A 12,936-nucleotide genomic window follows, 5' to 3' on the forward strand; every position below is an offset into this window, starting at 1 on the left:
GTGTTCGTACGACGGAGCTCGCCACTGGATCCAGCGCCGCGTCCTAAGGCTGTGGCCCTGTCCCAGGCGGGCCAAGTCTGGCCGGGGCCAGGGAATATGCCGCCCGACGGCGACTATCTTGTGCCGACTACGTGGCGGGATGTCCTAGATGCCGCCACCACAGTGGGCCGTGACATCGCGCCGTGGATCACTGCCGTGCCTCGGCTTGCTCGCCGCGAGATCGGTGCTCGGCGGTACCCACTCTCGGCGTACTTGATCCGTAGCACGGCTGCAACGCACCACCAGCACGCCGCGGGCAACGCGGTCGTGCCGAGCGTCGTGTATACGCACGGGACTGAGAGCTCGACTCGCTCTGCTTTCGGCTATCACGTCGGAATGACAATGGCGGAGTGGGCCTGCAGGGGGTTGATGGGCCTCGGCCCGACAACCCACGCAGAGAGCGCCATACCTCCGGGTGCGCTGCCGGGCTGGAAGCAGCGGAAGAGCCTGCCGGACCTCTTCGGTACCCACTCCTCAACTTCCGCTTTGTGGCTCGTGGAGGCGAAGGGTGGTCGCACTCTCGGCGTGACCAGCCGCCGGAAGGGGGCGAAGCAGTTGAACGTGGGATCGCTCGTGCCGGGGCCACACCAGAAGGTGCTCTGTGGTACAAGCCTCCAACGCCGGCTATTCATGATGATCGACATCGAGAACGGCCCTTCCACCGCAGATTCCGGCAGCCACTCCGAACAGGACGACGATGCGCTAGAGCACGACGACGACGCGCTCATTGAACTCGCGCGGGCGCGCATGCTGATGTACCTCGCTCTGATATCTCTCCCGCCGGGCAGTCTGAAGCTCACCGCCGTGGATGGAGGCGGGCGGCACCATGATCGTTCGCAGCGCCGAGCAGGTGGCCTTGTCCGCCTCCTGGAGAGTGACCATGCGACATCCGACCTGAGGCGCCATCTCGGACGCGAAGCGACGGGCTCCGACATCACTCGGCGAGATGGTATCGACTTGCTGACCGGAAGGCTGCCAGGCACCGATCTGATGATCGGCATGTCTCGACGCCTTTTCGGCACCTGCCGAGCACTAGCAGCTCTGGATAGAAGCATGGCCAGTGAGATAGAAGAGTCGTGGGCCATGAGCCACCCTGCGTCTGCGGTACGACGGCTACCTGATGCACACACGGACTTTGTTGTGGTGGAGCCCAGTGATGTGAGCGAGCGGCAGTACGAGAGATTCGTGGCCAGGCGAGACGAGCGTATGCGCGTATACCGAGAGCGCAGACGAGACGACTTCCGCCGGGCCGGGCGGCGTGGCTTCGAAGCGGGGAAGGAGAGTTCTTGGGAAGAATTTACCCAGGTTACGCCTCGGCTCACGGTACCGGCGGAGGACGGATTCCTTGAGGCCGCAACGGCAGATACATATCTCGCCGTGGAACAGGAGGCGCTGGACCTGGACATCGGGATGCCCTGACGGAACGCTTCTCCGCGGTAGACGTGCCTTAGTTGAGCTCCTGCGCGGTACCGACTGGTGGCTGGCTGCCGTCTCCCATGGTCAGGATGCCGGTGGCCGTCGCCGTCGCGGAGTTGCGCGCCCCAGCTATGTGTCGTGATGGCCGCGAGGGGAACAGCGCTCGAAGCGGTATCCGCCTGCCGCACCGCCCGCGCTCCGGTGTGACGGCCCACTGTCAGTCCCCCTCATTAGCCTAGTGCCCGAAGCCCCTGGGATAGGAGGGCAGTATGGCCCGGAAACCCAAGATCAATCAGCGCGCGGTTGAGAGGCACATCAAGGAGATCGCCAAAGGCTACGAGCGCGCAGCCAGGCGGAATCCGATCCGCGTGCCTATCCAGACGGGCGCGACTGCCGAAGGAGTGTCCTTGGCTGACCGCGACAGTATCGAGAGCAGCCCGATTTTGGCCCGGCTCCTTATGTGGCTTGACGCCCAGGCGCGGCAGCATCCGTCGCAGTACGTCGACGTCACCCTGTTCGTTGAGGAGTACCAGCTGGAGGACGAGAATCCGACTGTCCTCGCTCTCCAGTTGGAGCGGCGTGGTCTGGTAGACATCGCCCGCAACCTCGCGGGCACCCCCGATGTCCACCTCACTGACGAAGGCCGCCTTGCCGTACACCAGTTGCGGAACCTGCAGAAGGACCGTGCCGCCAGGCTCCGTTACACCATGGACGCTTTCCTGCGATGGCTGTTCGATACTGCTGGCGACCAAGCGCCCGTCGATCCTGCTTTGTTCCTGGTGACACCAGGTTCGTCCTTTGCCGGAGCGGCAGTTTCCCCGACCGATCTGCATCAGGCGCTCGCCTACTTGGCTGAGCACAGCTTTATGGAACGTATCGGCACCGACCCTGCCGCGGTCACCATCACGCCCGAAGGCGTCGACTGCATTCTGGCTGGAGAGAGTGTCCAAGATCGGACCAGGTCCGCACGCTCCAGCACTAAGTACAGCGACACCCTGGCCAGCGTGCGAAACGTCATCAGTGGTCAGCAGCAGAATGCCGCCGATGCCACGCAGGACCGGTTCACCGCCTCCCGTGAGGTGCCGCCCCCTGCTGCGCAGAGAAACCTTGAGCCAGTGCGCAGCCAGGCGACTGGCGATCCCAAGGCGTACCGTCGCGACCCGTATCGCCTGCCCGGCAGCAATCAGGCAGACGTATTCAGGGCCACGCACAAGGCGACCGGCACCACCGTGGCGCTTAAGCAGCTGCACGTGAAGAGTGTCGTGGGTATGAGGGCCGCCCGCATGAAGCGGGAGATCGAAGCAGGGAACGCTCTGGCCGGGCACCTGCATGCCATGCCCATCTTGGATCATGCCGCCAACTACACCTGGTTCGTCATGCCCTGGGCTGACAGCACAGCCGAGGAGCACAGGGAGGCCCTCAGAGATTCCCAGCAGCTGCGGGTTCTCGTCGATGCCCTCGCCTCGGTGCTGGCCAAGGCGCACAGGCTCGGCTGGATCCATCGTGACATCAAACCGCCGAACATCCTCCTGCTGGAGGGCCAATGGGTTGTTGCTGACTGGGGTGCCGTCCGGCGACCACCTGGCCAGACGACCAAGGTCGGTCGCACCGCGACTGGCATCGGCTCTGCAGGTTTCTCCGCACCCGAGTTGTTCACAAACCCGGACCAGCGCCCTCAACCCTCCGGCGACATCTACAGCATCGGCAGGGTGATCGCCTGGGCGTTGACCGGTGACATGCCACTGCCTAACAAACAGCTACTTCCCGCACCCGGCCCCTGGCGCAACATTGTCAGAGCTGCTACCCAGGAGGACCCTTCCCGCCGGCCCCAGGCCATCAGCGACCTGATAGGTCTGATCGAGCGCGAGTTCGCCGAGATTCCCGTTGAGCCCCTGGAGCGAGCCACCAGGCTGCTTGAGCAAGCCAACATGGGAGACACCGATGCTGCTGACGCATTCCTGGCGCTGCTGACCGACCACGCGGACGACTACGAGCTCTATATCGGGTTGCTCACCAAATTCACCGCACGCAAAGCTGGAACAGCACTTGCCCACAACCTTCCCCAAGCACACAGCGTGCTCAACGCCCTGACCGAGCACGTAGATGGGGACGGCACGCGGTGGGTCCAGTTCGCGGAAGCTTCCGTCGTGACGATCTGGCTCCACGACATCGCCGCTCATGCGGCCGCCAAGCGGGAATGGGACCTTCTCGAGGAGGCCATGCAGGCCATGTGCACTTGGGACGGCAGCTGGGACCAATGGAACGCACGAGACAAGATCAGTCCGTGGCTCGGATCTCTCCGGGGAGATGCCGCAGCCACCGCCGCGGCAGTCTTGCGCGGCCATCTCGACTCCGCAGCCCACTTCAGCCACCTCGCTGAAGACCGCACGTGCGACCCCCGCATCCGTCAGGCAGTGCGCCAGGAGGGCGACGGGGAAACGAACAACGCCTGAGCTCAGTGGATCTCTGGTATGGAGGCGAAGCCGGTACCGAGGCTGGCTGGGCGGTTGTGAGTGGGTCCACGCTCCCCGTGCCGGATGATGCCTGTTCGCAGCACCGTGCGACCCGTAAACCGCCTGTCGCTGTCAGCGGCGGCCGGTACCTTTGCAGTGAGTGTTGTGGTCTGCGTCTGAGTCGCGGACCGATCGAGGTGCATGGGAGTGGTCGCGGGTGACGAGTGGGCGCCTGACCCTGTCGTGGGTCGGCAGGGATGAGGCCCTGCGGAACACGGCGGACGGCGGATACGAGTGGGTTTCACGGCAAGACCCGCGGGTTACAGAAGTCCGGCTACTGCAGGAAACCGGCAAGGCTGGCGATGTCGCCGGCACGGCAGCGGACAACCTTCTCATCCACGGCGACAGCTATGACGCCCTGCATGCCCTGGTTCGTAACGTAGAGTACGGAGATCACTACCGCGGCAGGGTGAAGCTCGTCTACATCGATCCGCCGTTCAACACGGGTCAGGCTTTCCAGCACTACGACGACGCGCTCGAGCACTCTGTCTGGCTCACGATGATGCGTGACCGACTTCTGCTTATCCGCGACCTACTGGCCCCTGGCGGATCGGTCTGGGTGCATCTGGACGATGCCGAGATGGCGTACTGCCGCGTTCTCATGGACGAGGTTTTCGGGCGTGGCAACTTCGTCGGGACTGTCGTCTGGCAGAAGATCCACGCTCGCAACAACTCAGCCCAGCACCTGTCCTCGGTGCATGACTACGTTCTCGTCTACGCCCGCTCCAAGAGCGATCTTGTGCTCAACAAGATCGATCGCACCGAGCTGAGCGACCAGGAGTTCTGGAACCCGGACAACGACCCTCGTGGCCCCTGGCGCAGGTCGGACCTCACGGCCTCCCACGCATACGAGGACGGCCGCTATGAGGTGGTCGGTCCACACGGCGAAGTGTTTTCCCCGCGAGGCAACCGTTGGTGGTCGTGCTCAAGGGAGACATTTGACGCACTGCGTGAGGACAACCGGCTTTGGTGGGGGAAAACGGGGCGCACCTTCCCATTCCGAAAGCGATTCCAGTCGGAACTGGGTGGTCTCGTGCCTACCACCTTCTGGACGCACGACGAGGTTGGTGACAACCGCCAGGCGAAGGCCGAGGTGACCAAGCTCTTCGACCGGTCGCGGATCTTCTCGACCCCGAAGCCTGAGGCTCTCTTGAAGCGCGTGCTCCAGATCGCCACTGACCCGGGCGACGTTGTAGTCGACGTGTTCGCCGGTTCGGGCACTACCGCTGCCGTAGCGCACAAGATGGGACGCCGCTGGGTGACTGCCGAGATCCTCGAAGAGACGGCTGAGACCTTCACCCGTCCCCGATTGGAGAAGGTCGTCGCCGGCGACGACCCGGGAGGCGTCACCAAGACCGTTGGATGGGAAGGCGGAGGCGGCTTCAGGAGCCTCAAGGCGGCACCGTCCGCGTACGAGATCGTCGATGGTCGCGTCTTCCTCGCAGATTGGGCCAAGGGCGAAGATTTCGCCGCTGTCGTCGCGGCCCAGCTGGGCTTCATGTACGACTGCACCGACGATGGGCCGTTCTGCGGCACGAAGGGACGTGCTCGGCTGGCCGTTGTCGACGGCGTCGTGGACGAGGTCGTGGCCCGAGGCGTTATTGGGCATTTGGACGAGGGAGAACGAGCAGTGATCGTCGGCAGGGGCGTCACGCCCGAAGCTGAGAGTCTCGTAGCGGAGCTGAGCCGGGGGTCCAAGGTGCTTAAGGCGCCTCGCGACCTGGTGCGTCGCGGGAAGGCTGTGCGGTGACCTGGATCGACTATGACGCCTCGCTCGTGGACGACATCGCGGCGAGGTTGGACCTACGGGCACCCAACGCGTCGGCCGTCCGTGCGGTTGCCGAGGCGATCGCGGACGGGGACGGCCGCGAAGTGGTGTGCGATCTGGCGACGGGCGTCGGCAAGACGTACATCCTTGCCGGCCTGGTGGACTACCTGGCCGCGCAGGGAGTCCGGAACATCCTGGTCGTCACGCCAGGGACGACGATCCAGGACAAGACGGTCGCCAACTTCACTCCTGGGCATGCAAAGTTTGTGAACGGCAGCGATGCCGAGCCGTTGGTGATCACCTCGGAGAACTTCTCCCGAGGGCAGGTGGGCGACGCCCTGCACGACGGCACGGTCACGAAACTGTTCGTCTTCAATGTGCAGCAGTTGATCCGACCCAGCGACAAGACGTCCAGGCGAGTCCGGGCCCGAGACGAGTTCATCGGCACGGGCCTCTACCAGCACCTTCAGCAGGTAGAGGACCTCGTAGTCATCGCAGACGAGCACCACGTCTACAGCTCAAAGGCCAAGTCGTTCAACCAGGCCATCGAGGACCTGGGCGCGCGGGCAGTCGTCGGGCTCACTGCAACACCCGCACCAGGTGTCAAGCCAATCTTCCAGTACTCCCTTGCCGAGGCTATTGCCGACGGCTTTGTGAAGATCCCTGTGATCGTCTACCGCCCGGATGGCCGGAAGGACGAGAGCACGGTCCTTGCCGACGCTTGCCACCTGCTGCGGATAAAGGACGCCGCGTGGACTGCATGGGCAGAAGCGCAAGGCAGGACGCCCGTGCGCCCTGTGCTGTTCGTGGTATGCCGTGACATCCCTGACGCCGAGCGCGTCGCGAACAGGCTGACAGCCGACGACATGTTTCCCGGCGAGGGGCAGGTGCTCACCATCACCTCGCAGTCGAGCGATACCGCACTGCGGGCCCTGGCTGCGGTGGAAGAGGCCGTCTCGCCGGTCCGTGTCGTGGTCTCGGTGAACAAGCTGAAGGAAGGCTGGGACGTCAAGAACATTGGGGTCATCGTCGGCCTGCGTGCTCTCGCGTCGGAGACCCTGACGGAGCAGGTCCTCGGCCGAGGGCTGCGGTTGCCCTACGGGCGGCGGGTTGGTACTCCCATGGTGGACACGGTGGACCTCGTTGCCCACGAGTCCTACCGGCAACTGCTGGCCAACAAGGACGCGCTGCTGCAACAGGTTCTGCCCGCTGACGGCGGTGACCTGGACAAGGACCGTCCGCAGCCAGCCCCTGTTGCGAATCAGCCGAGCAGCGGCGATGAGCAGCAGATCCTGACCTTTACCTCCCGTCCACGTGTCATCGGTGACGACTTGGTGGACGGCTCTCCGTTGCTGCATGTGGAGTCGTTTGACGCTGTCATTGCCCAAGGCAAGCGTGACACGAAAGCCGTCGCAACGCTTCGCGCCAAGGTCCCTGGTGCGCCGACGATCCGCTTCCCCAGGCGTGAGCGGGAGATTCTTCCTGTTCGTTTCTCCTTCAGCTACATCGACAACGCGGCCGCGCGGTCTGAGGGCGCCGCGTACAAGCACGAGTTCAAGGTCCCGTTGGTGCGGCAGGCGGTCGACGCCCAGCGTGGCCTGGACAGCAAGGTGGGCACGTTCGTGACGGCGGCCGAATCGGTTGACGCCACCCAGAAGTTCATCTTGATCTCCGAGCTCCGCAATGATCTCTTTGGGCGGATCTGGAACAGCGGTTACGTGGAGGAGACGCTTGCCGAATCCCGAGCGGCTGAACGCGTTGTCCGTGAGTTCTTGGCGGGAGCCGGCGTAACTGCGGAAGACCAGGAGCACGAGTGGGGTGAACTGCGTGCCGCCCAGGCAGCCGCTGCCCTCGGCAAGTTGGTCAAGACCGCCTACGACACCCGTAAACTCCAGCCCGCTTACGCCTTTCGGCCGGTCGACGTCCCGACTGTGCCCCCGCCGCCCATGCCCTCGAGTGTCGTCAGCAAGTGGGCGGATTTCCGTAAGGACCTTTGGTACGAGGGCTGGGAGCACTCAGTCGAACCGGTCGCCTCCTTCGACGCCGGCAGCACCGAGTACGCCATGGCGCACCTGTTTGACGCGAGTCCCAGCGTCAAGTGGTGGCTGCGCAACTACGACCCGGGCCCCATTTGGATCGAGCGGGACAACGGGAAGAAGTACTATCCGGACTTCATCGTGCTCGACGCCGAGGGAACATACTGGGTCGTAGAGGGCAAGGCCAACGACCGAGCGAATGATCCCGAGGTGCTGGAGAAGCAGCGAGCTGCTGAGGATTGGGCACGCTTCGTCCGGGACTATGGCGAGTTCGGCACGTGGAGGTACATCTTCGCGACCGAGAAGATCATCAAGGATGCCAGGGGGTCGTGGGAGTCATTGATCGCCCTTGCCAAGCCGGAATGATCAACCTTGTTGCGTGAGCGCTGCGTGAGCGGACTGGGTGGCACCGGGGTGGACGAGGCATCACGCTGATCAAGGTCGCAAGCCTCTGATCAGCGGAAACGGGATCCGGTAGCACCTTCCGGCATTATCCGTCATGATCTTGCAGGCCCTTGTAATGCGTAGGTCGTCGGTTCGAATCCGACAGGGGGCCCCAGCAGGGAAAACGCCCCGGACTTCGACAGTCCGGGGCGTTTTTCGTCTGCAAAGGGGTGGTGCTAGTGGCGGCCGGCGATGCGGTTGGCGGCCTTCGCTATGGGGTCCGTGTCGGCCGTGCGGCCGGACGCTTCGCGGCGGTCCGCGGTGCGGTAGGCGGCGTACATGGCCTGGACTCCGAGCCAGCGGAAGGGCTCCGGCTCCCACTTGCGGACCTTGTGGTTGACCCAGGGCAGCGTGGTGAGGTCGGTGGGACCCGACTGGCCGGAGTCCTGCTGGATCAGGTCGCGCAGGGTGCGGGCGGCGAGGTTCGTTGTGGCTACGCCGCTGCCTACGTAGCCGCCGGCCCAGCCGATGCCGGTCGAGCGGTCGAGGGCGACGGTCGAGCACCAGTCGCGGGGGACGCCGAGCACGCCCGACCAGGCGTGGGCGATGGGGATGCCGGCCGTGGTGGGGAAGAAGCGGGTCAGGATCTCGCGCAGGGCCTCGATGGTGGCGGGCTGGGTGCGGCCGTCATTGTCAGTGCGTGAGGCGTAGCGGTACGGGACGCCCCGGCCGCCGAGGGCGATGCGGTCGTCGGCGGTGCGCTGGGCGTACATGTAGGCGTGGGCCATGTCGCCGAGGGTCTCGCGGCCGTCCCAGCCGATCGTTTCCCAGGTGGACTGGGGGATGGGGTCCGTGACGATCATCGAGGAGTTCATCGGGAGCCAGGCGCGGCGCTGCCCCTTGAGGCCGGCCGTGAAGCCCTCGGTGCAGCGCAGGATGTACGGGGCGCGGACCGTGCCGTAAGGGGTTACGGCGTGCTTGGGCTTGATCTCCGTGACCGGTGTCGATTCGTGGATGGTCACGCCGAGGGATTCAACGGCGGCTGCCAGGCCCTTGAGGAGCTTGACCGGGTGCAGGCGGGCGCCGTGCGGGGTCCAGGTCGAGCCGACGGCTCCGGTCACCCGGATGCGCTCGGCCGTCCCGCGGGCGCCGTGGAGGACGCGTTCCTTCTCGCCGAAGGCGATCTCGGCGGCGTGGAAGTGCTTGAGGCGGGCGAGCTGGGCGGGGGTGTACGCCACTTCGAGTACGCCGCCGTGGTGGATGTCGGCGTCGATGTTCTCGGCGGCTGCGGTGTTGATGACCTCGGTGACCGTGTCGTTCATGGCCTGCTGGAGGCGGACGGCGGCGTCGTGGCCGTGGAGCTTGGCGTAGCGGTCGCGGCCCGCGATGCCGTTGTAGAGCCAGCCGCCGTTGCGGCCGGAGGCGCCGTAACCGCAGAACTTGGCTTCCAGGACAGTGATGTTGAGGAACGGAACGGCCTTCTTGAGGTAGTACGCCGTCCAGAGTCCGGTGTAGCCGCCGCCGACGATGCAGACGTCGGCCGTCGCGTCGCCGGGCAGGGGCTCGCGGGGGTCGGGTATGCCTTCGTTCGCGTACCAGTAGGAGATGCCGCCGTTGACGGTGCTCATGATCCTTTTGCCCCTGCGTTCGTTTGTTTCGCTGCTGCTCAGTGGTGGTGGTGGCGCGGACGCTAGCGGGAAGGGGTGGGGTGCGGCAACGGGCGGTCTTAGGATCCGGGGCGTGATCGTGATTCCGGAAGCTCTGGCCATGACGCAGGTGGAGTTCAACGGGGAGGCGGGGCGGGAGTGGATCGCCGCGCTGCCGGGGGAGGCGGCGGCGTATCTGGAGCGGTGGGGGCTGCGGCTCGCCGGGCCTTCGATGCACGGCGTCGCCTCGCTCGTGCTGCCGGTGGAGCGGGCCGACGGGACGCCGGCGGCTCTGAAGCTGCAGCTGCTGGATGAGGAGAGTGCGGGGGAGGCCGCGGCGCTGCGGGCGTGGGACGGGGACTGCGTTGTGCGGCTGCTGGAGCACGACGAGGCGAGTGGCGCCATGCTGCTGGAGCGGCTGGACGCCGGCAGGCATCTGTCGGTGCTGCCGGACACCATGGCCGCGGTGCGGGTGCTCGCCGAGCTGCTGGTGCGGCTGAACGCGGTGGCCGCGCCCGAGGGTGTACGCCGCCTCGGGGACATCGCGGGGGCGATGCTCGACGACGTACCGGAGGCTGTGAAGGCGCTCGCGGATCCGGCGGAACGGCGGCTTCTTGAGCGGTGCGCCGGGGCGGTGCGGGAGGTCGTGGGGGAGCCGGGCGAGCAGCTGCTGCACTGGGACCTGCATTACGACAACGTGCTTGCGCCGCTGGTGGGGTCGGGGCGCAGTGAGCCCTGGGTGGTGATCGACCCGAAGCCGCTGGTGGGGGATCCGGGGTTCGAGCTGCTGCCGGCGCTGGTGAACCGTTTCGACGAGGGGCAGGTGCTGAAGCGCTTCGACCTGATGACGGAGGTGCTGGGGCTGGAGCGGGGGCGGGCGCGGGCTTGGACGCTCGGGCGCGTACTGCAGAACTGTCTTTGGGAGTTGGAGGACGAGGAGGAGGGTGAGGGGGAGTTGATGGGGGAGCAGGTGGCTGTCGCGCGGGCATTGCTTACGCTGCGGGGATGATTCGAAACGCAACACCGGCTGATGTGCCGGTCATTCACGAGATGGTCCGCGAGCTCGCGGAGTACGAGAAGGCGCTGCATGAGGCGCGTGCGAGTGAGGAGCAGCTGCGCGAGGCCCTTTTTGGGGAGCGGCCGGCTGCGTACGCGCATGTCGCGGAGACGGCGGAGGGGGAGGTTGTCGGCTTCGCGCTGTGGTTCTTGAATTTCTCCACCTGGCGTGGGGTGCACGGGATTTACCTGGAGGACTTGTACGTGCGGCCCTCGCAGCGTGGGGGCGGGTACGGGAAGGCGCTGCTGGCGTCGCTGGCGCGGATTTGTGTGGAGCGGGGGTACGAGCGGCTTGAGTGGTCTGTTCTGGACTGGAACGAGCCGTCGATCAACTTTTACCGGGGGTTGGGGGCGGAGCCGCAGGACGAGTGGACGGTTTACCGGTTGACGGATGGGGCGTTGGCGGAGCTGGGGGCGTAGGCCGCGCCGGGGGCGCTGTCCCGGGCCACGGTCCTCAAGCGCCGGAGGGGCTGGAATTCGCCGCTCGGCCCGTCAAGCCGCCGCATCCAGGAGGACCGTCGCCGCCGCGCGGGCTTGGCGGGCCGGGGCCACAGAGCCCGTGATGCCTGCTGTCGCCATAGCGCCGTTGGCCAGGACGGCCAGCTGGGCGGCGAGTTCGGGTGCCCGCTCGGGAGGTACGCCCGCCGCCGCCACGTGCTGGGCGAAGTGGTCCTGGAGTGAGCGCTTGTTGGCGCGGGCTACGTCGGCGACGCCCTGCGAGACGCCGCCCATCTCGCCGAAGGCGTTGATGAACGCGCAGCCCCTGAACGTGCTCTGCCCGAACCAGTCTTCGAGGTAGTCGAAGACCGCGAGGACGCGCTCGCGCGGTGTCTCGCGCGTGGCGGTGGCCCGCTCGATCCCGCTGCGTACATCGGCGTCCCGGCGGCGCAGTACCGCTTCCAGCAGGTCGTCCTTGGACGGGAAGACCTGGTAGAGGCGCTTGAGCGACACGCCGGACGCGGAGCGGATGGCGTCCATGCCGACGGCCTGTACGCCGCGTTCGTTGAAGAGGGTCTCGGCCGCGTCCAGCAGGCGGGCCTCGGCGGTTTCCGCGTCCATTCCTCGATCATCCCTTGCGTGGAGAACCATCGTTCTCGTACTGTACACAGCATCGGGAGAACGATCGTTCTCCTCGCTGTCGCGTCTGCTGCCCGGGAGTAGCTGTGTCTGTGTTCGGTACGCGCCACCACACCATCGACATCGACGGCCTCGAGGTCTTCTACCGTGAGGCGGGCGACCCGTCCCGCCCCACGCTCGTCCTGCTGCACGGCTTTCCGTCCAGCTCGCACATGTACCGGGGCCTGATCGCCGAACTCGCCGACGAATTCCACCTGATCGCCCCCGACCACATCGGCTTCGGACGCTCCGCCGCCCCGGCCGTCGATGAATTCACGTACAGCTTCGAGAAGTTGACCGAGGTCACGCTGGCGCTGCTCGACAAGCTGGGGGTGGATCGCTTCGCGCTGTACATCCACGACTACGGCGCGCCGATCGGGCTGCGCATCGCGAGCCGCCAGCCTGAGCGCGTGACCGCGATCGTCACGCAGAGCGGCAACGCCTACCTGGAGGGCTTCACACCCTTCTGGGACGTGCTGTTCGCCCACGCCAAGGACCGCGACGCGCACGAGCCCGCGGTGCGCGAGCTGCTCACCGCCGAGGCGACCAGGTGGCAGTACGAACACGGGGTGCCGGCGGACCGGCTCGACCGGATCGGTCCCGAGACGTGGACGCTGGACCAGGCCGGGCTCGACCGGCCGGGGAACAAGGAGATCCAGCTCCAGCTCTTCTGGGACTACCAGTTCAACCTCGGCGGCTACCCGGCCTTCCAGGAGTACTTCCGTACGCACCGGCCGCCGACGCTCGTCGCGTGGGGGCGTGGCGACGAGATCTTCGGCCCGGCGGGCGCGGAGGCGTTCGCCAGGGACCTGCCCGACGCGCGGATCCATCTGCTCGACGCCGGGCATTTCGCGCTGGAGACGCACGGCGAGGAAATTGCCGCTCTGGTAAGGGATTTCCTGCGGGGCGTGCGCTGACGCGGGTGGCGGCGGCCCGACCCCTGTGCGGGCCGCCGCCCGCTG

General features: G+C 66.1%; 9 protein-coding genes. 7 read left to right on the forward strand and 2 right to left on the reverse strand.

What is annotated here, in order from left to right:
• The first annotated feature begins 375 nt into the window (after positions 1-375).
• The 4 genes from J7E89_RS21370 (at position 376) to J7E89_RS21385 (ending at position 8,138) form a co-directional block, all read left to right on the forward strand.
• Positions 376-1,458 carry a hypothetical protein gene (locus J7E89_RS21370; RefSeq protein WP_214975892.1) on the forward strand — a complete coding sequence of 361 codons (1,083 nt, stop codon included), beginning with the start codon at positions 376-378 and terminating at the stop codon, positions 1,456-1,458.
• A 266-nt stretch (positions 1,459-1,724) separates the two neighbouring features.
• A complete protein-coding gene (locus tag J7E89_RS21375; RefSeq protein WP_214975894.1) occupies positions 1,725-3,908 on the forward strand; it encodes a phosphotransferase in 2,184 nt (727 codons plus the stop codon).
• A gap of 217 nt (positions 3,909-4,125) precedes the next feature.
• Positions 4,126-5,718 carry a site-specific DNA-methyltransferase gene (locus tag J7E89_RS21380; protein ID WP_214975896.1) on the forward strand — a complete coding sequence of 531 codons (1,593 nt, stop codon included), beginning with the start codon at positions 4,126-4,128 and terminating at the stop codon, positions 5,716-5,718.
• Positions 5,715-8,138: a DEAD/DEAH box helicase family protein gene (locus J7E89_RS21385; protein ID WP_214975898.1), complete on the forward strand. Its 2,424-nt coding sequence runs from the start codon at positions 5,715-5,717 to the stop codon at positions 8,136-8,138. The genes J7E89_RS21380 and J7E89_RS21385 overlap by 4 nt, the downstream gene beginning before the upstream one ends.
• Positions 8,139-8,392: 254 nt before the next feature.
• On the opposite strand, the gene J7E89_RS21390 is transcribed toward J7E89_RS21385, so the two are convergent.
• The gene (locus J7E89_RS21390; RefSeq protein WP_214975900.1) at positions 8,393-9,784 is read right to left on the reverse strand and encodes an FAD-binding oxidoreductase; all 1,392 of its coding nucleotides are present in this window, start codon (positions 9,782-9,784) and stop codon (positions 8,393-8,395) included.
• A gap of 139 nt (positions 9,785-9,923) precedes the next feature.
• Here J7E89_RS21390 and J7E89_RS21395 point away from each other — a divergent pair, with 139 nt between their 5' ends.
• Together J7E89_RS21395 and J7E89_RS21400 are read left to right on the forward strand one after the other, a co-directional pair.
• Positions 9,924-10,811 carry an aminoglycoside phosphotransferase family protein gene (locus J7E89_RS21395; protein WP_251060898.1) on the forward strand — a complete coding sequence of 296 codons (888 nt, stop codon included), beginning with the start codon at positions 9,924-9,926 and terminating at the stop codon, positions 10,809-10,811.
• Positions 10,808-11,278, forward strand: a complete 471-nt coding sequence (locus tag J7E89_RS21400) for a GNAT family N-acetyltransferase (protein ID WP_214975904.1) — start codon at positions 10,808-10,810, stop codon at positions 11,276-11,278. The genes J7E89_RS21395 and J7E89_RS21400 overlap by 4 nt, the downstream gene beginning before the upstream one ends.
• A 72-nt stretch (positions 11,279-11,350) precedes the next feature.
• Here J7E89_RS21400 and J7E89_RS21405 read toward each other — a convergent pair whose 3' ends face one another.
• Positions 11,351-11,917 carry a TetR/AcrR family transcriptional regulator gene (locus J7E89_RS21405; RefSeq protein ID WP_214975906.1) on the reverse strand — a complete coding sequence of 189 codons (567 nt, stop codon included), beginning with the start codon at positions 11,915-11,917 and terminating at the stop codon, positions 11,351-11,353.
• 104 nt (positions 11,918-12,021) lie between these two features.
• Here J7E89_RS21405 and J7E89_RS21410 point away from each other — a divergent pair, with 104 nt between their 5' ends.
• The gene (locus J7E89_RS21410; protein WP_214975908.1) at positions 12,022-12,891 is read left to right on the forward strand and encodes an alpha/beta fold hydrolase; all 870 of its coding nucleotides are present in this window, start codon (positions 12,022-12,024) and stop codon (positions 12,889-12,891) included.
• Positions 12,892-12,936 lie beyond the last annotated feature (45 nt).

Origin of the sequence: Streptomyces sp. ISL-100, from assembly GCF_018614615.1 — a bacterium.
Taxonomy (GTDB): domain Bacteria; phylum Actinomycetota; class Actinomycetes; order Streptomycetales; family Streptomycetaceae; genus Streptomyces.

Coding starts and splice junctions, on each gene's coding strand:
- J7E89_RS21370 (WP_214975892.1), top strand. CDS start 376: ATGACAATGGCGGAGTGGGCCTGCAGGGGGTTGATGGGCCTCGGCCCG.
- J7E89_RS21375 (WP_214975894.1), top strand. CDS start 1,725: ATGGCCCGGAAACCCAAGATCAATCAGCGCGCGGTTGAGAGGCACATC.
- J7E89_RS21390 (WP_214975900.1), bottom strand. CDS start 9,784: ATGAGCACCGTCAACGGCGGCATCTCCTACTGGTACGCGAACGAAGGC.
- J7E89_RS21395 (WP_251060898.1), top strand. CDS start 9,924: ATGACGCAGGTGGAGTTCAACGGGGAGGCGGGGCGGGAGTGGATCGCC.
- J7E89_RS21400 (WP_214975904.1), top strand. CDS start 10,808: ATGATTCGAAACGCAACACCGGCTGATGTGCCGGTCATTCACGAGATG.
- J7E89_RS21405 (WP_214975906.1), bottom strand. CDS start 11,917: ATGGACGCGGAAACCGCCGAGGCCCGCCTGCTGGACGCGGCCGAGACC.